We start from the raw sequence: 19,660 nt of genomic DNA, 5'->3' as shown, positions 1-19,660 counted from the left end.
CGCTAGGCTGCCAGCACCCGACAGGCCTCTGCCGGGATCGTCACCGCGACCCTATGCCCCACCCCCAGGCCAATGCCCTGGCACGGCGTGCTCAGCGCCGTGAACGACACGCCGGAACACTCGACGATGGTTTCAATGGTCGAGCCGATATCGCGGACGAAGATCACCGTGCCGAGCAGGCGATTGTGTCCTGCCGTCGCCTCGGGCGCGGAGAGTTGCAGGTCCTCCGGACGTACCAGCATCCGCACCTGCTTGCCGGCCTCGACAGCGACACTGCCCGGCACCTCGATGCTCTCGCCCCCCGGTAGCCCGATCCGTCCCCCGCCCAGCACCGTGGCCGGAAAGATATTGCCCGAACCGATGAAGTCGGCGACGAACTCGTTGGCCGGATGCCGATAGATCTCGATGGGCGTGCCCACTTGCTGCACCCGATGCTCGCCCAGCACCACCACGATATCGGCCATGGTCATGGCTTCACGCTGGTCGTGGGTGACCATGATGGTGGTGATGTTCAGGCGCTGTTGCAATTGGCGGATTTCCACCTGCATCGACTCGCGCAACTTGGCATCCAGCGCCGACAGCGGCTCATCCAGCAGCAGCAGCTTGGGCCGCGCGGCAATCGCCCGGGCAATCGCCACCCGTTGGCGCTGCCCACCGGAAAGCTTGGACACCGGCCGCTCGATCATCTCGCTCAGTTGAATCAGTTGCAGCAGCTCGACCACCCGCGCTTGCTGTTCGGCCTTGCCGACTCCGCGCAGTTTCAGCGGGTAGGCTATGTTTTCGCCCACGGTCATATGGGGAAACAGCGCCAGGGACTGGAACACCATGCCGAAGTTGCGCAGGTGTGCCGGGGTCTGGCCGATGTCTTCGCCATCCAGACGGATTTCGCCGCCGCTGAGGGTTTCCAGGCCGGCGATCATCCGCAGCAAGGTGGTCTTGCCGCACCCCGAAGGGCCGAGGAAGCACACCAGCTTGCCCTCGGGCAGATGCAAATTGACGTCCTTTACCGCACAGGCCATGCCGTAGTGCTTTTCAACGTTTTCCAGAATCAGTCCAGTCATGTTGCTTACCTCAAGAAATCAGAAGGAAACGCCGCCTTCGCCCACCAGCTTCTCCAACGCCCAGATCAGGACGAAGTCGATCAGCACGATCAGCACGGCAAAGGAGAAGACAGTGGGGTCCAGGGACGAGACGGTGCGGCTGTACATCCAGATCGGCACGGTCATCACGTCGATGGTGTAGAGGAAATAGGTCACGGTGAATTCGTTGAACGAGACGATGAACGCCAACAGCATCCCGGCGAGAATCCCCGACTTCATCAACGGCACCACCATATCGAGGATCGCCCGCTGCGGCGAGGCGCCGAGCATCTGCGCGGCCTCCTCGACCTCGCTGCCGATGGAAAGCATGGCCGCCGTGCAGTTCTTCACCACGAAGGGCAAGGCCAGGATCACATGGGCGATCACCAGTCGCGAGAAGCTCATCTGGAACGGCAGGCTGTCGAACACCAGTAGCAAGGCCAGGCCCAGCACCACCATCGGAAACACCAGGGGCAGGGACATCAGTTGCAGCGCCACGGCCTTGCCACGAAACTCGCAGCGCACCAGCGCATAGGCGGCGGGCACTGCCACCAGGGTCGCGAAGAGCATGGTCAGGCAAGCCACCAGCAGGCTGGTGGTCATCGCCTTGCCCAGGCTCAGCACATCGCTGCTATCGGGTGAGACGAAGGTCTGCCAGGCCGCGCGATACCATTGCAGGCTGTAGCTGCTGGGTGGGAAGTCGAGGTTCGAGGCACCGCTGAAGGACATGACGATCATGGTCAGGATCGGCAGCACCGCCAGCAGCAGGATGATCCCCGAAAGAATCCCGGCGAAGCGTCCGGTCTCCCCCGGCAGGACCGACAGGCGTTTGTACGACGACAGGCTCATTGGCAGGACTCCAGCATCCGGCGCCGACGGCCGGTGACGTATTCGGACAGGGTCATGATCGCCAGGGTGGTGATGATCAGGACCACGCCGGCCGCCGAGGCTGCCGGCCAGTTCATCAGCGGGGCAATCTGGTCATGGACCATCACCGCCAGCATCGGTACGCGCCGACCGCCCAGCAGCAGGGGCACGACAAAGCTGCTGGCGTTGTAGGCGAACACCAGGGTCGCGCCGGTGATGATGCCCGGCAGGCTCATGGGCAGGACCACCTGACGAAACACCTGGAAGCGGCTGGCGCCGAGGGTCGCGGCGGCCTCTTCGTAAGTGCGCGCGACACCGCGCATGGCGCTGGCGATCGGTAGTACCGCGAGGGGAAAGGCGGTTTGCACCAGGCCCATCAACACACCGTTCTGGTTGTACAGCAGCATGATCGGGCGCTTGATCAGGCCCAGGCCCATCAGTGCCTGGTTGAGCATGCCGCCGGGACCGAGGATCACCAGCCAGCCGTAGCTTTGCAGCAGCAGGTTGACCAGCAGCGGCAGGAGCACCGCGGCGAGGAAGATCCGCCGCAGAAACGGCGAAGTCAGGCGCGACATGGTGTAGGCCACGGGGATCGCCAGCAGCACCGCGATCACGGCGCTGAACAGCGCCAGGCGCAGGGTCAGCAGCAACGACTTGAGGTAGTAGGGTTCCAGCAGTTGCGCGTAGCTGGCGAGGCTGAAGCCGGTCCATTCGGCGCCCTTGGTGCCGACGCTCATGCGCAGCACCAGCAGGCTGGCGAGGATCAGCACGGCGAGAAACAGCATCGACGGCGAGAGGAAAAGCCAGGCCCGGGCGGTGGGTGAAATACCCGCTGCAGGGCGCGGCAATGCCACGCCGACCGGCCGGGTCAGAGGTTGGTGTTCCATAAAAAGAGTCTCGACTGAGAGAAATCATCAACAAGCCAGGCGCCTGGAGGACACGCTTGATCATCAGGATTAAACGCGCTCCTTGTGGGAGCGGAGCTTGCCCGCGAAGCTTCTGGCGTCCTCAAGGACGCCTTCGCCGGCAAGCCAGGCTCACAAGGTTGTGCAGTGATCAGACCTGGCGCTACCGGAGGCCTCAGGACGAAAAGATTTCCGTATAGCGGCGGATCCACTGGTCATGCACCGTCGCCAGGAAAGCGTTGTCGTGCATGATGGCTTTCTCGGCGATCTGTTCCGGGGTCAGGATGTACGGGCTCTTGCGCGCCTCGGCGGAGATGATCGCCTTGGCGTTGACCGGGCCGTTGAAGATGTCTTCGGCCATCTTGCCCTGCACCAGCGGGTCGAGCGAATGGTCGATAAAGGCGTAGGCCAGGTCGGTATCGCCAGGACGACTCTTCGGCATCACCGAGAGCATCAGGTCGGTGTAGAAGCCTTCCTTCATACCGAATGTAGCGCCAAGGCCGTAGGCCGGATCGCGGATCTGTTTCGGAAAGAACGCCGGGGCATACAGGCCGCCCAGGTCCAGCGAACCGGTGCGGAACAGCTCGGCGATCTGGTTGGGGTTTTCCCCAAGGGTGACCACGCGGTCCTTGAGCTCGGCGAGTTTCTTGAAGCCCGGCTCGATATTGTGTTCGTCACCACCGGCCAGCTTGGCGGCGATGATGATCAGGTCCATGGCCTCGGTCCAGTTCGGCGGCGGCAGGAACAGGTTGCTGGCGAAGTCCTTGTCCCACAGTGCCGCGTAGCTGTCCGGCGCCTCCTTCACGGTGCGGGTGCTGTAGACCAGGCTGTTGCACCAGAGCAGGTAGCCGATGCCATGGCCATTGGCACCGGTGCGGTATTTTTCCGGCACGTCCACCAGGTTGGGAATGCGGTTCAGATCGGGTTTTTCCAGCAACCCGGCGGTGGCCAGGCCTTCGGCGCCGACACCGGCCAGGGTGATGATGTCGTACTGCGGACGGTCACCGCCGGCCTTGAGCTTGGCGACCATTTCCGAGGTGCTACCGGTGCGGTCGGCGATGACCTTGGCGCCGGTCTTGGCCTCGAACGTCGCGGCGATATTGCGCAGTGCGGCGAGGCCGGTGTCATCGGACCAGGTCAGCAACTTCAGGGTCTTGCCCTGGAAGCGGGTGTCGCTGGCATTGGCCCGGATAAACGGCATGCTCATGGCGGCCGCAGCCACCGAAGCGACGCCCACGGTCTTGATGAACTGCCTTCTGTTCAGGTCGTACTGGCCCATTTCGGACTCCCTTTGTTTTTTTAGGTATGAGGTCGGTCGCAACGCGTGCAGCCGGTCTTCGATCTCGCTGGAGCCCCCGAGAACCGCGGGTCGTGGCTGAATCGGCAGGTTCATCCTGAGGTCGCCCGGAACCGGCAACAATCGAAAGTTTGTCATCGAAGCCATGCACCCGGCGCATGCCTCATTTCGAGGCATGCGTTGCCCTGTCAGGGACCAGACCTGTCCCCGGGACCAGACACAAAACATACAGGCATGACAAAACCCTGTAGGACCCGGCTTGCCGGCGACGGCGTCCGAATAGTCTGCGCAAGACTCAAGGACCTAATCGCTGGCAAGCCGGCATCTACAGGGGGTGCGGTGTCGTTAAAATCCGCTCGCTCTACAGGGCGCGAATCACATGCTTGATCTCCTGGAACGCCTGCAAGCCCCAAGGCCCCAACTCACGACCCAGGCTGCTCTGCTTGTAGCCGCCCCAGGCGGTCTGCGGGAAGATCACCTGCGGCGCATTGATCCACACCAGCCCGGCCTGCAAGGCATTGGCGACCCGCTGCGCGGTCTCATCACTGCGGCTGACCACACTGGCCACCAGGCCGAACTCGCTATCGTTGGCCAGCGCCAGCGCCTCGGCTTCGCTGGCAAAACTGCGCACGCAAAGCACCGGGCCGAAAATCTCTTCACGCCACAACGCACTGTCCAGGGGCACTTCGGTAAAGATCGTCGGTCGCAAAAAAAAGCCACGCGCAAGCTCCGGCGGACGTCCGCCGCCACAGACCAGCCGGGCGCCAACACTCAGACCACGGTCGATATGGCCGAGCACGCGCTGGTATTGCGCCTGGTTGACCAGCGCCCCCATTTCCACCTCGGGGTCGAACGGGTCCGCCACGCGAATAGCTTCGGCCCGCGCGGTGAGGCGCAGCAGGAATTCATCGGCGATCTCGTCCGCCACCAGCACCCGGCTGGTGGCCGAGCACATCTGCCCGGCATTGAAGAAACCGCCACCACTGGCGAGCTCCACCGCAAGATCGAGGTCGGCATCGGCCATCACCAACAGCGCGGATTTGCCCCCCAGTTCCAGGCTCACGCCCTTCACGGTTTCCGCTGCCCGCTGCATCACCTGGACCCCTACCGCATTGCTGCCGGTAAAGGAAACCTTCGCCACTCGCGGATCGGCCGCCAGCGGCGCGCCGACGGCCAGACCGGTGCCGCAGACCAGGTTGAAGACCCCATCCGGCAAGCCGCTGGCGGCGATGATCGAGGCCAGTTCCAGCTCCGGCAGCGGCGTGACTTCCGATGGTTTGAGCACCACGCAGCAGCCGGCGGCCAGGGCCGGGGCCAGCTTCCAGGCGGTGGTGACCATCGGGAAATTCCACGGCACGATCAGCCCCACCACCCCGCATGGCTCACGACGCATACGGGCGGCGAAGACGTCGCTGGGTAGCTCGACCGTTCTGTCCTGCTGCCCGTCGAGGGTCTCGGCCAGGCCCGCGTAATACTCGAAGGTGGCAATCACGTCATCGACATCGATACCCGCCTCGAACAGCGGCTTGCCATTGTTGCTCGATTGCAGGTGGACCAGGGTTTCGCGGCGCTCGCGCACGCCCGCGGCAATCCTGCGCAGCACGGCGCCACGCTGTGCCCCGGTGGTCGCCGACCAAGCGGCGAAAGCCCGGCTCGCCGCGCTCACCGCCTGCGCCACCGCCTGCTCATCACCACCCGAAACGCTGCCGAGCAAGGCCTCGGTAGCCGGATTGATCACCCGTAGCTGCTCACTGCCGGAACGCCACTGGCCGTCGATATAGAGACCGTCCTGATTCATTTGCGCCTTCATCACCAGGCCCCCCCTTCCATCCACAGGCGCTGGTCGATTTCGATCAGGCTCGGCCCCTGGCGATCCGCGGCGGCCTCCAGGGCGCTACGCAAGGTCTCGACGCCGGCGACGGCTTCGGCCACGCAGCCCAGGGCCCGGGCCACACCGATAAAGTCCGGGGTGTAGATATCCACGCCGACCGGGGTGATGGCGCGATTGACCATGTATTTCTTGATCTCTTCGTACCCCTGGTTATTCCACAGCAGCACAATGATCGGGGTCCGCGCTTCCACCGCGCTGGCCAGTTCCGACAGGGTGAACTGCAAGCCGCCGTCGCCGATCAGGCAGACCACTGGAGGCCGCTGGCTGCGTTCGCTGGCACCGCCCAGCCAGGCACCGATAGCGGCCGGCAAGGCATAACCGAGGGTGCCGTAGCCGGTGGACGAGTTGAACCAGCGGCGTGGGTGCTCCGGATTCAGGGTCAGGTTGCCGGTGTACACCGGCTGGGTCGAGTCCCCCACCAGCACCGCCTCCGGCAGCACCTCGAGAACGGTGTTGAGGAATTGCGTCTGGGCGCGGGTCGGGGCATCCCAGAGATCGTCCAGTTCGGCGCGCAAGGCGGCGGCGCGTTGTGCTCCCCAATCGCCCTGGCGTTCAGCCAGCAGCTGGCCTTCGATGGCGGCGAGCAGCGCCTCGGCCGCGATCCGCGAGTCGGACACCAGCGCGACCTTGGGCGGATAGTTGCGCACGGTCTGATCCGGGTCGATATCGACGCGCAGCAGGATGCCGGGAATCTCGAAACCACCGGCAAAGGTGATGTCGTAGTCGGTTTCCGCCAGCTCCGTACCGATGGCCAGGACCACATCGGCATCCGCCACCAGGGCACGGGTCGCGACCATGGATTGGGTCGAACCGATCAGCAGCGGATGGCGCGACGGCAACATGCCCTTGGCATTGATGGTCAGGGCCACCGGGGCCTCCAGGTGCTCCGCCAGCCGGGTCAGCGCGGCCGCCGCATCGATGGCACCGCCACCGGCGAGGATCAGCGGTCGCCGGGCCCTGGCCAGCAGCTCGGCCATTTGCGCGACCGCCGCGGGAGCGGCACCGGCACGGGTGATTTGCACCGGCTGGCTATCGAGCAAGGCATCGGCATTTTCCACCAGCACATCGAGGGGAATCTCGATATGCACCGGACGCGGCCGCCCGGCCTGGAACAGCGCGAAGGCCCGGGCCAGCACCGCCGGCAGTTCGGCCGCCGACATCAGCGTGTGGGAGAACGCCGCGACCCCCGCCACCAGCGTGCCCTGGTTCGGCAACTCGTGCAGCTTGCCGCGCCCGCCGCCCAACTGACTGCGTGACTGGACGCTGGAAATCACCAGCATCGGGATCGAGTCGGCATAGGCCTGGCCCATCGCCGTGGTGATATTGGTCATGCCGGGGCCGGTGATGATAAAGCACACTCCCGGCTTGCCGCTGGTGCGGGCATAACCGTCGGCCATGAAACCGGCACCCTGTTCGTGGCGCGGGGTGACATGCTCGATGCGCGACGACGCCAGCCCGCGATAGAGCTCCACGGTATGCACGCCGGGAATGCCGAACACCTGCTCGACCCCGTAGCCTTCCAGTAACTTGACCAATACTTCGCCGCACGTCGCCATCTGTTCCGCCCTTCTTGTTCGTATAAGCCATGCTGCCGATGAGCACGGCGATAGGGTTATTGGAGCGTTTGGCCGATGGCGGGCACAAGGCAAAAATAGTCATACTAGGCATGTCCTGTCGTCATGCCTGAGCTGCCCGCCATGAAACGTCCGCCACCGCTGCCCGCTCTGCATACCTTCCTGGTCACCGCGCAGTGCTGCAACTTCACCCGCGCGGCCGAGCTGCTGCACATCACCCAGGGGGCGGTGAGCCGACAGATCGCCGGGCTGGAAAGCCACCTGGGCTATGCGCTGTTCCAGCGCCAGGCCCGTGGCCTGAGCCTGACCGCCCAGGGCCGTGAACTGTTTCCACGGATCCAGCAGGTATTCAACCTGATCGACGAGGCGGTGGATCAGGTCGGCGCCCGCCGCGAGGCCCTGCAACTCAAGGCCCCGACCTGCATGATGCGCTGGTTGCTGCCACGCTTGTTGCAATGGCAGAAGGAACGCCCGGACGTGCCCGTGGAGCTGACCACCACGGTGCAGCACGCGGTGGATTTCCGCCGGGAAGAATTTGATGCCGCCGTGGTCTATGGCGCGCCGCCGGGGCCCTCGGTGGCGTCTCACCATCTGTTCGACGAACAACTGACACCGGTTTGTTCACCGCAACTGCTGGAAGGTCCGCTGCCATTGAACAGCTTCGCCGACCTTGAGCAACACATGCTCCTGCATCCCACGCGCGACCAGCGGGACTGGGAAGCCTGGCTCAAGGTGGCCGGCGCGCGGGTCAGCAATATTGGCAAGGGACAGCATTTCGACACCCTGGATCTGGCGATGAGCGTGGCCTCCCAGGGCACTGGCGTGGCGATTGGCGATTGGGCATTGATCGGCGAGGACCTGAGTGCCGGGCGGCTGGTCATGCCGTTCGATTTGCGGGTGCGCACCGGGCAGGCGTATTACCTGGTCTACCCGGAGCGGGCCGGGACGGCACCAGAGTTGCGGGAATTGATGGAGTGGCTGGTGGCGCAGGCGGCGGAGCGCGGTTGATCGCAAGAACACAACCCGCAGGCAGCGCTCAGTCAGTCACTGATCCAAGCCTGGCAGAAATTTGTGGTGAGCGGGCAAGCCCGCTCACCACAGGACCGCGTTCGACTTCAAATTTCAAGCGGCCACAATCACTCAGTAGCCGACGGCAAACCGCTGACGCGAGTGCGCAGGCTTCTCGACTTCATCCAGCAGGGCGATGGCGTAGTCGGCGAAAGTAATCCAGCTGCGCCCTTCGGCACTCACCAGCAGGTCATCCCTGCCCAGACGGTAACTGCCGGTGCGCTCACCTTCGACAAACTCCGCCGACGGCGACAGAAAGCTCCAGTCGAGTTCCTTTTCCTGACGCAAGCTCTCAAGGAACTCCGCACCGGCACTGGCCTCAGCCTTGTACTCCGCCGGAAATCCAGGGCTGTCGATCACCCGAGCGCCACCTGGCAGCAACAGCGAACCGGCACCACCGACCACCAGCAGACGCTTGACCCCAGCCTTTTTCACCGGACCGATCACCGCCGCGGCCGGCAGGGTGGCAAAATGCGCGGCGCTGATCACCACATCGTGACCGGCAACCGCCGCTTCCAGCGCCGCGGCATCCAGTGCATCGACCGCCTTGCTCACGACACCGGCACGCTCAGCGATCTTCGCCGGGTTACGCGCGATGGCGGTCACGCTGTGGCCGCGACGCAGGGCTTCTTCCAGCAACTGGCTACCGGCACGACCGGTGGCACCAATGATTGCAATCTTGCTCATGACACTCTCCAGTTCCAATCGAATGACGCTAGGCGTCGAGGGGGTCTTCCCACCCCGGGAGGCAGGAAGGCGATCTACACGAACTTCCAATCAGTAGATGGGCGAACTCACCACTTCATCTCGCCCTTGGCGACCTTGGCGCCGAGCTCCAGCGAGGATGCTTCGCCGAGGCCCGGATAACGCTTGTTCATCGCCGCAATCAGTTCGGCGGAATCCTTGGCCTTGGCGGTCTCTTCGTCGAAGGCCTTGATGTAGTCCGCGGTGAACTGCACCGCCGCGAGGGAACGCGAGCTGTCGCCAAGGAAGTGACCCGGCACCAGGGTCTCGGGCTTCAGCGTCTGGATGCGTTGCAACGTCGCCAGCCAGGCCTGATGGGACTGCGCGGTCTGGGTATCGGCCATCCACACATGGATGTTGTCCGCCACCACGACACCGCCCACCACCGCCTTGATCGAGGGAATCCAGACAAAAGTCCGATCCGCTTGCTCGCCGTTCAAACCGACAACCTCCAGCTCACGCCCTTCCAGCGTCAGGCGGTCGCCCTTGAGCACCTGCGGCACCACCGTGCGCGCCGGAACATCGGCGCCCATCTTCGGCCCCCAGAAAGCCAGCTTGCGATCGACAGTGGCCTTGATATGCGCCACGGTCGGCGCCGATGCCAGCACCTTGGCCTTGGGGAACGCCCGGGTGATAGTGTCCAGGCCAAAATAGTAGTCCGGGTCGCCATGGCTGATGTAAATGGTGGTCAGTTGCTTGCCGCTGGCCCGGATCTTTTCCACCAGTTGTTCGGCCTGGGATTTGCCGAACTGGGCGTCCACCAGGATCGCCTCCTTCTCGCCACTGACCAGCACCGAACTCACCGGAAAAATCGCCGAGGCTCCGGGATTGTAGACATCCAGGGTCAAGGCCGGCCGGGCCGCCGCCGCATGGGCGACAAAACCCAGGGTGGCGGTGGCGAGCAAGAGGCGACGAAATAACGACAATCCGATCATGTATAGCTCCGAGATCTGTTGGCCGTGATGGCAGTGAACAGAGCTTAGTTGCCCGAACCAATACAAAAAATGCGATGCTGGAACATAGTTTGTTTCTGAAAGTGGGCAAATCATGGATCGTCTTACGGCAATGCGGGTCTTCGTCACAGTGGTCGACCTGGGGAGCCAGTCGGCGGCGGCCGACCATCTGGACCTGTCGCGACCGGTGGTGTCGCGCTACCTCGCGGAACTCGAGGACTGGGTCGGCGCGCGGTTGATGCACCGCACCACCCGCAAGCTGAGCCTGACCGCCGCCGGCAGCGAAACCCTGCCGCGCTGCCGCCAGATGCTGGAATTGTCGGCGGACCTGCAGGCCGCCGTCAGCGTACCGGACGAGGCGCCGCGCGGGCTGCTACGGATCAGCGTGAGTACCTCCTTCGGCCTGGCGCAACTGGCCGATGCCATGGCCGAGTACGTCAAGCGCCATCCGGGTGTCAGCGTCGACCTGCAGATGCTCGATCGCACGGTGAATCTGGTGGACGAGCGCATCGACCTGGCGATCCGCACCAGCACCGAACTGGACCCGAACCTGATCGCCCGGCGACTGACCGTCTGTCGCTCGGTGATCTGCGCCTCCCCGGCCTACCTGCGCGAACACCCGGCACCGCAACGGGTGGAGGACCTGAGCCGGCACAACTGCCTGACCCACTCCTACTTCGGCAAGAGCCTCTGGCATTTCGAGCAGGATGGCGAACAGGTTTCAGTGCCGGTGCAGGGCAATATCAGCGCCAACGAGGCCAGCACCCTGATGCAGGCAGTGATCGCCGGGGCCGGTATCGCGATGCTGCCCACCTACCAGGCCGGGGCCTACATCAAGCGTGGCGAACTGGTGCGGCTGCTACCCCGGGCCGAACCGATACGGATGAACATCTATGCGGTGTACACCTCACGCAAACACATGCCGGCGACGCTGCGCAGCATGCTCGACTTCCTGGTGCGGCGCTTTCCCGAAACGCCGCTCTGGGATGAGGGGTTATAAGGAACACCACGTGTCGTACACAGCCAGCCTGAGTGCACTGAGAGAATCGTGTAAGCCTTACTTACGAAGCTATCGAATAGCAGGCTATCGAGTACACTGGCAAGCATCCCCGCGCACCGGCCTGGTGAGTGGGTCAACCACTGCTTACAGGTTCTACCGTGACCAATCTCAATCAGTCCGGCCAAACGAAGCCGGCGATTCGCAGTATCCTGATCGCCTTGATGTTGGCGATTTTCCTCGGTGCGCTGGACCAGACCATTGTCGCCGTCTCGATGCCCGCCATCTCCGCCCAATTCAAGGACGTCAGCCTGCTGGCCTGGGTGATCTCCGGCTATATGGTGGCCATGACCGTGGCCGTGCCGATCTACGGCAAGCTCGGCGATCTCTACGGTCGACGCCGGCTGATGCTGTTCGGCATGGGCCTGTTCACGCTCGCCTCGCTGTTCTGCGGCATGGCCCGGAGCATGGAGCAACTGGTGCTGGCGCGAATCATCCAGGGCATCGGCGCCGGCGGCATGATTTCGGTCAGCCAGGCGATCATCGGCGACATCATCCCGCCCCGCGAACGCGGCCGCTACCAGGGCTATTTCAGCAGCATGTACGCGGTGGCCAGCGTGGCCGGACCGGTACTCGGCGGCTATATGACCGAGTACCTGTCGTGGCGCTGGGTCTTCCTGATCAACCTGCCGCTGGGCCTGGGGGCCTGGCTGGTGGCCCGGCGCACCCTGGTTGGCCTGCCGCTACCACAGCGCAAGCCAATCATCGACTACCTCGGCACCGTGCTGATGATCATCGGCCTGACCGCCCTGCTGCTGGGCATCACCTTCATCGGCCAGGGCCAACACTGGAGAGACGGCCAGGTCCTGGGCCTGCTGGTCACCGCGCTGGCCGCCCTGCTGCTGTTCGTCCTGCATGAACGACGCACCGTGGAGCCCTTGCTGCCGATGCACCTGTTCCTCAACCGTAACGCCCTGCTGTGCTGGTGCACGATATTCTTCACCAGCTTCCAGGCGATCTCCCTCACGGTGCTGATGCCGCTGCGTTTCCAGAGCGTGACCGGTGCCGGCGCGGACAGCGCGGCCCTGCACCTGCTGCCGCTGGCGATGGGGCTGCCCATGGGTGCCTATTTTGCCGGACGGCGGACCTCGGTGACCGGCTACTACAAACCGCTGATCCTGACCGGGGCGCTGCTGATGCCCCTGGCCATCCTCGGCATGGCGTTTACCCCACCGCAGGCGGTGCTGCTCAGCAGCCTGTTCATGCTGCTCGGCGGGATCGCCGGCGGCCTGCAGTTCCCGACCTCATTGGTGGGCACGCAGAACTCCGTGGAACAGCGGGATATCGGTGTCGCCACCAGCACCACCAACCTGTTCCGCTCCCTCGGCGGCGCGATGGGCGTGGCGCTGATGTCGGCGTTGCTACTGGCGCTGTTGCGGGACTCCAGCCTGACCCACCTGGGTGGCGCTTCGGTGCTCGCCGAAGGGACTTCCGGCAATGCCCTGCTCGAAGGTCTGAACAGCGCTGAAGGTCCGGCGCGCGACGCCTTGCGTGGGGAGCTGCTGCTGACCTTCCGGTACCTGTTGCTGATCAGCGCCGCCGTCGCCCTGCTGGGCCTGGCGGCGGCGCTGGCGATGCCGAACAAGGTCCTGCGCGGGCGTGAAGACAAGGCCCACTGATCAGGGGCAGCCGGAGCCTGCAGCGACTCCTTCAGCAAGCAGGGGTCGCAACGCACAACATCCCTGCAAAATGTGCAGGCATTTTCTATCCGTGCCACTAGAATGCGTCCATCGGGAACCCGCCTACGGAATTGTCATGCCGCTTCGCTCAGTGCTCTACCCGCAACGCTCGCTGATCCTGACGCTGATCGCCCTGCTGGCCAGCGGTTTCCTCGCAACCTCGCTGCTCAGCTACTACGCCTCGCGCGCCTCGATCCGCGACGGTATCGTCAACACCGAACTGCCCTTGACCTCCGATACGGTCTATTCGGAAATCCAGAAGGACCTGGTCCGCCCGGTGCTGATTTCCTCGATGATGGCCCGTGACACCTTCATGCGTGACTGGGTGGTGGCCGGCGAACGCGACTCGCAGCAGATGACCCGCTACCTCAACGAGGTCATGACCCACTACGGCGCCTACACAGCCTTCTTCGTCTCCAACAGCAACCTGACCTACTACCAGGCCAAGGGCGTGCTGAAGAAAATCCGCATCGACGAGCCCAACGACCTCTGGTATTTCCGCGTGCGGGACATGCAGGCGCCCTACGAGATCAATGTCGACCCGGACACCGCCAACAATAACCGCCTGACCTTCTTCATCAACTACAAGGTCTTCGACTACAACGAGCACTTCATCGGCGCCGCCGGTGTCGGCCTGACCGTAGACGCGGTGGTCAAGCTGATCGACAAGTACCAACAGCGCTACCAGCGCAGCGTGTACTTCGTCGACACCTTCGGCCGCCTGGTACTGACCGGCGCCGACGGCGGCCCGGAAGGTGCCCGGGCCGGGCGCTCGCTGAACGAACTGGCGAGCATGAAGAACCTGCAGGTCAAACTGCCCAAACCCCACGATGGCAGCTACGAATACGCGGAGCCGGACGGCAAGGGGCATTTCCTCAATGTGCGCTTCATCCCGGAACTGAACTGGTACCTGTTCGTCGACAAGCGCGAAGACGGCGCCCTCAGCGGGATTCGCCAGTCGCTGTACCTGAACCTGCTGATCTGCCTGGTAGTCACCCTGATCGTACTGGCCCTGCTCAACCGCGTGGTGCATCGCTACCAGCGCAAGATCCAGGCCCTGGCGACGCTCGACAGCCTCACCGGCCTGCCCAACCGCCGCGGCTTCGACCTGCTGGCGGCCCAGGCCCTGCATGAAGCCCAACGCGAACCCAAGCCGCTGACCGCGCTGCTGCTGGACCTGGACCACTTCAAGCAGCTCAACGATACCCACGGCCACCTTGCCGGCGATGCCGTACTGAGCGGATTTGCCCAAGACCTGGAGAGTTGCCTGCGCCAGTCGGAAATCATTTGCCGCTGGGGCGGCGAGGAATTCATTGTCCTGCTCAAGGACACCGACAGCAGCAATGCGCAAATGATCGCCGAGAAAATTCGCCTGCATATCGAGCAACAGCGCTACAGCTACAACGGCCAGAGCTTGCAACTGACCGTCAGCATCGGCCTGACCTCGCTACAACCTGACGACACCCTGCACAGCCTGCTGGCCCGGGCCGATCATGCGCTGTACCGAGCCAAACAGAGCGGACGCAACCGCGTCTGCAGCGATCTGTCGAAATCCGCCCATGAATGATCCCAGCCGCTGCCCGGCCTGCGGAGCACGCAACGACTGCGCCCTGGCCGACCCGCGGACAGTCGACCGGCCCTGCTGGTGCTACGGCGTCAGCATCGACCCGACGATACTCGAAGCCCTGCCCGACGAACTGCGCAACGCCGCCTGCCTGTGTCCGCGTTGCGCAGGGGTGGATGAGCAACTGAAGGCGCCCCCACGACCGACGCCATGAGGTAAAATGCCCGCCCCCCCCCCCGAGGCCCTCAGCCATGCGCCTTGACCGTTTCCTCAGCAACCTGCCCCGCTTCAACCGCCAACAGGTGCGCCTGTTACTGGTACAAAAACGGATCAGGGTCGACGGCCTGATCATTGGCGACCCCCATCATGAAGTCCGCGAGTTCAGCCAGGTCGAGGTCGATGACGAGGTGCTGCAGGCAGGGCGCCCGCCGCGCTACCTCATGCTGCACAAGCCCGAGGGCTGCGTCAGTGCCACCCGCGATCCGCAACACCGCACCGTCCTTGAGCTGATCGATGAGCCCGACGTCCTTGAGCTGCACATCGCCGGCCGCCTGGACTTCAACACCACCGGGCTGATGATCCTGACCAACGACGGCCAGTGGTCGCGCCGGCTGACCCAGCCGCAGACCAAACTGCCCAAGGTCTACTACGTGGAGACCGAACAACTCATTGGCCCCGAGTACGTCGAAACTTTCGCCCGAGGCCTGTATTTCGCCTTCGAGGACCTCACCACCCAGCCCGCCACGCTGGAATTGCTGGGCCCGCGCAGCGCCCGCCTGAGCATCGTCGAAGGCCGTTATCACCAGGTCAAGCGCATGTTCGGCCACTTCGACAACAAGGTCCTGCGGCTGCACCGCGAAGCCATGGGGCCGCTGATGCTGGACGAGCACCTGGCCCCGGGGCAATACCGCCCGCTGCGCGCCGAAGAAATCGAGCGGATCTGAGCCGCGACGACGACCGCTGGGCAGAAGTCACCGACTTATGACAAATCGTTCCTTGCGCAATCGCCTGGCGCCTGCTTGAATCAGACCGTCAGCCAAAATATGACTGACGAGTCACGCTGTCATTCCAAGAAACTCTTTGTCGGCTGCGAGGCCCATCAGCTCTCGCTCTCCGGCAGATTGCCCGCCTATAACAACACCCGTCGACCAGGCTTCAACGGATCGACATGGGCCTGCAACATTCCAGGCGAATGCCTACCTGTCATATAAATCGTGCACAGTTCGTTGCGCGCATACCCGCTTGCCAGGAGTCCTTTGACATGAGGCCAGAAATCGCTGTGTTGGATATACAGGGTCAGTATCGGGTTTACACGGAGTTCTATCGCGCAGATGCCGCAGAAAAGACCATCATCCTGGTCAACGGCTCGCTGGCCACCACTGCGTCGTTTGCACAGACCGTGAAAAATCTGCACCCGCAATATAACGTCGTGTGCTACGACCAGCCCTACGCGGGCAAGTCCAAGGCCCACAACCGTCACGAGAAAATGCTGACCAAGGAAGTCGAAGGGCAGATCCTCCTGGAGTTGATCGACCACTTCGCCGCCGAGCATGTGATGTCCTTTTCCTGGGGCAGCGCGGCGACCCTGGTGGCCCTGGCGCACCAGCCACGGCGGATCGAGAAGGCGGTGATCAGCTCCTTCTCGCCGGTGCTCAGCGAACCTATGCGCGACTATCTGGAACGGGGCGTCGACTACCTCAGCGCCTGCGACCGCGACCGCATGGGTCACCTGGTCAACAGCACCATCGGCAAACATCTGCCGTCGCTGTTCAAGCGCTACAACTACCGGCATGTCAGCAGCCTGGCCGAACATGAATACGAGCAGATGCACTTCCATATCGGCCATGTGCTCAACAGTGACCGGCTGTGCTACCTGACGGCGGCGAAACGGATCGACATACCGGTGCTGTTCATCAATGGCGAATGGGACGAATACACGTCGCCTAACGATGCTCTGCAATTCGGCCACCATGTGCGCCACAGCCACTTCGCCACGATCCGTAGCACCGGGCATTTTCTCGACATGGAGCACAAGTCCGCCTGCCGCGACAGCCGTCATGCGCTGCTGGAGTTCCTCAAGCCGACGCATCAGGAAAGCCGATCGCGGTATTACCGACACGTTCAGGAGCACCATGCACAGGCCATGTGAACGAGGGCTGTCACGGGTTTGCAGAGTTCTGGCGAACGAAGACAAATCCCGTGATGGACGCAACCCCCTTGTGGGAGCCTGACTTGTCGGGACGTCGCAGCGCAGCGAAGAGGCCCGAGCGGCCGCAGAAGTCTCGCTGGCAAGCCCAGCCCCAACAAGCACCGCGCTCGACCTTGCTGACGGGTATCGGCCTTGCGTGCGCCAGCGCCGCCCCAACGTGCTTGTTAAAACACAGATTTTCAAAGAAAAACTTCAAATTGCCGGCGACATCTGGTACAAAGTCAGCCGTCCGAGCGGGTGTCGTATAATGGCATTACTCCAGCTTCCCAAGCTGATAACGAGGGTTCGATTCCCTTCACCCGCTCCACTATTTTCAAGGGTTCCAGACGTGTCAGTTTGAGCCTTAGCGTGTTTGGTGACAGTTCCGGTGACAGTTTGCGTGTAAGCGAACTGCTGCAGGAGCGAGAACCTGCCGCCACCCTCCCCCTATAGCCAGTCCCGTTTTTATGTTGAACCACGGGAAACCGGTATTTTTGGTAAGTTTTTCCTCCCCCCTTCTGAAAGCTACGAATCACAAGGCTTGTAGACGATTTGACTAGGTAAGTTTTAAGTAATATCTAGAAATAACATTACCTTTTACCAAGGTCAGAAATCTAAAATAAAATATCTATATAAATCATATAGTTAGATAAAAATTACTCCCCTCCTTACTCAAAAAAACCAGTGCAAAGTAAGTGCTCAAAACCGCATCGCGTGCGGGCTGCAGCTGGTTTCTCACCTTCACATACTTAAATTACTTGTTTCCCGTGGGTCACCTGAAAACAGGCCCTTGGAATAGCGCTCCAGGACGCTCAGAAAAGAGGGGGTGCGTGTAGGGATCTGTAGGGTTTTCTCAGCCCCTGTTCGCTCAGGAGAGGCCCGCCGGGCGCTGCGGCTGGTGGGTTGCAGGTGTGCATAAATTAAGACCGATTTAGCCCGCAGGCGTGGCGGGGGGACGACGGCGCGCGCCGGGTCTGCGCCGCCCCATCATGGTGCGCCCCCTCCCTTCACCATCACCCACCTTCCAACCGACATCGTTCTGCCCGTCTTCCAGGTTCAGTCACTTAGGTCACCTGCACACCTGGGCGCACCGATGTAGCCGAAGCGACAACGTAGAGTGATATGAAATATTGTCCGGGGACACTTGATCCCCGGACGTTGACGGGCGTAAAGTGCGGTCGTCGCTGCCAATTCAGCGATCCGGTTTGGTCGCCGGGATAAATCAAGGCGCAACAGCGCCCCATAACGATTGCAGGCGCTTTTTTTGTGTCCGCAACTCCGTGTTATGGCGGCTGTGCGTGGGAGGGCTTCGGCCCTGCCGGGTTCCTTGATCCCCGGTCGACCAACCTGCGTACAGCTGCCACCCCCATTGCTTGGTCGCGATTGGTGGCAGCTCCTCAATTCAAGGAGCTACACGATGACCGCTCTCATTCCGTCCAAAATCCGCGCACTTGCCCATCGCCGCATGGCTCTCGCTGCGCTGCATGCAGATTCCTCCCTCTCCAGCCGACTGAAGCGCTACAACCACCACATGCACCAGGTGCGCGTTCTGGAAACGCACGGCGGTGCCCTATGAGAAAGTCCTACGGTCTCACTGATGCCGATCTGTTTGATTTGGAACGGGTGCGGGATTCGCTTGCCCTGGTGCATGCGCTGGCCCAGCAGGCTGATCACCCAGGGTTGTATCAGCCGCAGATGCTGGCCGGCTTCCTGGACAAGATCTGCACTGACCTCGATGCCGTCATTCGCTCTGCCCTCAGCACCCCATCCCGCATCTAACTACTGAAAGGACTCACATCATGAACACCCAACTTATGCCCGTTCCGTTTCATGGCGATACCGTGGTTCTCGTAGGCAAGGACAACGAGCCGTTGGTCGCGATGAAACCATTGGTTGTCAATCTAGGGCTGGACTGGAAAGGACAGCACGCAAAGCTCTCCGAGAAGTTTTCATCAGTTATGGAGGAAATCTCCACAACTGGTGGGGATGGCAAACAATATGGAATGACCTGCATCCCCCTGCGCAAGCTCGCTGCCTGGCTCTACTCAATCAGTCCGAACAAGGTGGCGCCCGAGCTGCGCGACAAGATCATCCAGTACCAGGAAGAGTGCGACGAGGTGCTCTGGAATTACTGGAGCAAGGGCGTGGCCGTTAGACCTGGTGCCGTCACCATCGCGCAACAGATCATCCTGTCGAAACATCGCCTGACGCTGCTGAAAGAGCTGATGCGTAGCCGCAATCGTTCGATGCGGGATCTGCTTGGCGTTGAGATCACCAATCTGTCCAACGCCATGGGCCTGCCCGTTCCTGATCTAGACGCCCTCGGCACCGTCGAGCCGCCCCAGGCGGACGTGGTCGCAGACTTCTGGGGTGCGCTCCTGCAGCTGGACACCAAGGGTATCGCCTACAACCACTCGAAGGACTCGCAACTGATCGCGCTGAACATGCCGCACCTGGTCGAGCTGTTCGCTGCCAATGGCATTCAGACCATCATCGGTACCGAAGTCACCAACGCCTTGAAGCGCTGCACCGAGCCACAGTTTTTGGGGCAAAAGGCGGTGGATAGCATCATTCGAAAAACCACGACCAAATGCTGGGTATTCAAGAAGGTCGCCCAAACCCAAACGCTGTGAGGTGAAACCAGCTCTTACCGTCTTGGTAAGCAGACGGTAAGGGCGATAGCTTTCGCATCTTCTACCAAGGAGACATCGAACATGAATGAGACACCATCAAGCAGCGATGAAACCATCCTGACCATCACCACCCCAACGGGAGCCGGGGCTGAGAGCTTGAC

18 protein-coding genes and 1 tRNA gene are annotated in these 19,660 nt (G+C 62.5%); 11 read left to right on the top strand and 8 right to left on the bottom strand.

Translation table 11 applies throughout. From position 1 onward, the window contains the following. Nucleotides 1-2: 2 nt before the first annotated feature. The 6 genes from M5B99_RS00095 to M5B99_RS00070 all read right to left on the bottom strand — a co-directional run bounded on the left by M5B99_RS00095 (nt 3) and on the right by M5B99_RS00070 (nt 7,595). Nucleotides 3-1,061: an ABC transporter ATP-binding protein gene (locus M5B99_RS00095; protein WP_248802075.1), complete on the bottom strand. Its 1,059-nt coding sequence runs from the start codon at nt 1,059-1,061 to the stop codon at nt 3-5. An 18-nt stretch (nt 1,062-1,079) separates the two neighbouring features. After that, the gene (locus M5B99_RS00090; protein WP_248802074.1) at nt 1,080-1,928 is read right to left on the bottom strand and encodes an ABC transporter permease; all 849 of its coding nucleotides are present in this window, start codon (nt 1,926-1,928) and stop codon (nt 1,080-1,082) included. Next, nucleotides 1,925-2,833: an ABC transporter permease gene (locus tag M5B99_RS00085; RefSeq protein WP_248802073.1), complete on the bottom strand. Its 909-nt coding sequence runs from the start codon at nt 2,831-2,833 to the stop codon at nt 1,925-1,927. Before M5B99_RS00085 ends, M5B99_RS00090 begins: the two co-directional genes overlap by 4 nt. 193 nt (nt 2,834-3,026) lie before the next feature. After that, entirely contained in the window at nt 3,027-4,130 is a 1,104-nt protein-coding gene (locus M5B99_RS00080) for an extracellular solute-binding protein (RefSeq protein ID WP_248802072.1), read from the bottom strand. Between the two features lie 379 nt (nt 4,131-4,509). After that, on the bottom strand, nt 4,510-5,958 hold the full coding sequence (locus tag M5B99_RS00075; RefSeq protein ID WP_412548680.1) for an aldehyde dehydrogenase family protein: 1,449 nt from the start codon (nt 5,956-5,958) through the stop codon (nt 4,510-4,512). Then, the gene (locus tag M5B99_RS00070) at nt 5,958-7,595 is read right to left on the bottom strand and encodes a 5-guanidino-2-oxopentanoate decarboxylase (RefSeq protein ID WP_248802070.1); all 1,638 of its coding nucleotides are present in this window, start codon (nt 7,593-7,595) and stop codon (nt 5,958-5,960) included. The genes M5B99_RS00075 and M5B99_RS00070 overlap by 1 nt, the downstream gene beginning before the upstream one ends. 141 nt (nt 7,596-7,736) lie before the next feature. Here M5B99_RS00070 and M5B99_RS00065 point away from each other — a divergent pair, with 141 nt between their 5' ends. Beyond that, nucleotides 7,737-8,621, top strand: a complete 885-nt coding sequence (locus M5B99_RS00065; protein WP_248802069.1) for a LysR substrate-binding domain-containing protein — start codon at nt 7,737-7,739, stop codon at nt 8,619-8,621. A 132-nt stretch (nt 8,622-8,753) separates the two neighbouring features. On the opposite strand, the gene M5B99_RS00060 is transcribed toward M5B99_RS00065, so the two are convergent. Continuing rightward, nucleotides 8,754-9,368 (bottom strand): NAD(P)-dependent oxidoreductase, encoded by a 615-nt coding sequence (locus M5B99_RS00060; RefSeq protein ID WP_248802068.1) that lies wholly within the window; start codon nt 9,366-9,368, stop codon nt 8,754-8,756. Nucleotides 9,369-9,475: 107 nt separating this feature from the next. Continuing rightward, on the bottom strand, nt 9,476-10,360 hold the full coding sequence (locus M5B99_RS00055) for an MBL fold metallo-hydrolase (RefSeq protein WP_248802067.1): 885 nt from the start codon (nt 10,358-10,360) through the stop codon (nt 9,476-9,478). Between the two features lie 112 nt (nt 10,361-10,472). Here M5B99_RS00055 and M5B99_RS00050 point away from each other — a divergent pair, with 112 nt between their 5' ends. The 10 genes from M5B99_RS00050 to M5B99_RS00005 all read left to right on the top strand — a co-directional run bounded on the left by M5B99_RS00050 (nt 10,473) and on the right by M5B99_RS00005 (nt 19,499). Then, nucleotides 10,473-11,378 carry a LysR family transcriptional regulator gene (locus M5B99_RS00050; RefSeq protein WP_248802066.1) on the top strand — a complete coding sequence of 302 codons (906 nt, stop codon included), beginning with the start codon at nt 10,473-10,475 and terminating at the stop codon, nt 11,376-11,378. A 158-nt stretch (nt 11,379-11,536) separates the two neighbouring features. Further along, complete coding sequence (locus M5B99_RS00045; RefSeq protein ID WP_248802065.1) at nt 11,537-13,054, top strand: MDR family MFS transporter; 1,518 nt, start codon at nt 11,537-11,539, stop codon at nt 13,052-13,054. 136 nt (nt 13,055-13,190) lie between these two features. Next, complete coding sequence (locus M5B99_RS00040; protein WP_248802064.1) at nt 13,191-14,681, top strand: sensor domain-containing diguanylate cyclase; 1,491 nt, start codon at nt 13,191-13,193, stop codon at nt 14,679-14,681. Continuing rightward, nucleotides 14,674-14,892: a cysteine-rich CWC family protein gene (locus M5B99_RS00035; protein ID WP_248802063.1), complete on the top strand. Its 219-nt coding sequence runs from the start codon at nt 14,674-14,676 to the stop codon at nt 14,890-14,892. Before M5B99_RS00040 ends, M5B99_RS00035 begins: the two co-directional genes overlap by 8 nt. Nucleotides 14,893-14,929: 37 nt before the next feature. Beyond that, nucleotides 14,930-15,622, top strand: coding sequence for a pseudouridine synthase (locus tag M5B99_RS00030; protein WP_248802062.1), 693 nt, complete (start codon nt 14,930-14,932; stop codon nt 15,620-15,622). 317 nt (nt 15,623-15,939) lie between these two features. Next, nucleotides 15,940-16,827, top strand: a complete 888-nt coding sequence (locus M5B99_RS00025; RefSeq protein ID WP_248802061.1) for an alpha/beta fold hydrolase — start codon at nt 15,940-15,942, stop codon at nt 16,825-16,827. Nucleotides 16,828-17,120: 293 nt separating this feature from the next. Next, nucleotides 17,121-17,194, top strand: a tRNA-Gly gene (locus tag M5B99_RS00020). A 1,089-nt stretch (nt 17,195-18,283) separates the two neighbouring features. Then, nucleotides 18,284-18,442 carry a hypothetical protein gene (locus M5B99_RS00015; protein ID WP_017336941.1) on the top strand — a complete coding sequence of 53 codons (159 nt, stop codon included), beginning with the start codon at nt 18,284-18,286 and terminating at the stop codon, nt 18,440-18,442. Then, the gene (locus M5B99_RS00010; RefSeq protein WP_248802060.1) at nt 18,439-18,645 is read left to right on the top strand and encodes a hypothetical protein; all 207 of its coding nucleotides are present in this window, start codon (nt 18,439-18,441) and stop codon (nt 18,643-18,645) included. Before M5B99_RS00015 ends, M5B99_RS00010 begins: the two co-directional genes overlap by 4 nt. A gap of 20 nt (nt 18,646-18,665) precedes the next feature. Beyond that, nucleotides 18,666-19,499, top strand: a complete 834-nt coding sequence (locus tag M5B99_RS00005) for a phage antirepressor N-terminal domain-containing protein (protein WP_248802059.1) — start codon at nt 18,666-18,668, stop codon at nt 19,497-19,499. The last annotated feature ends 161 nt before the right edge of the window (nt 19,500-19,660 follow it).

This window comes from Pseudomonas sp. MWU13-2100, assembly GCF_023242365.1.
In the GTDB taxonomy this organism is placed as follows: domain Bacteria; phylum Pseudomonadota; class Gammaproteobacteria; order Pseudomonadales; family Pseudomonadaceae; genus Aquipseudomonas.
The sequence above is the reverse complement of the archived record's forward strand: the minus strand, read 5'-3'. Positions and strand labels throughout refer to the sequence as shown.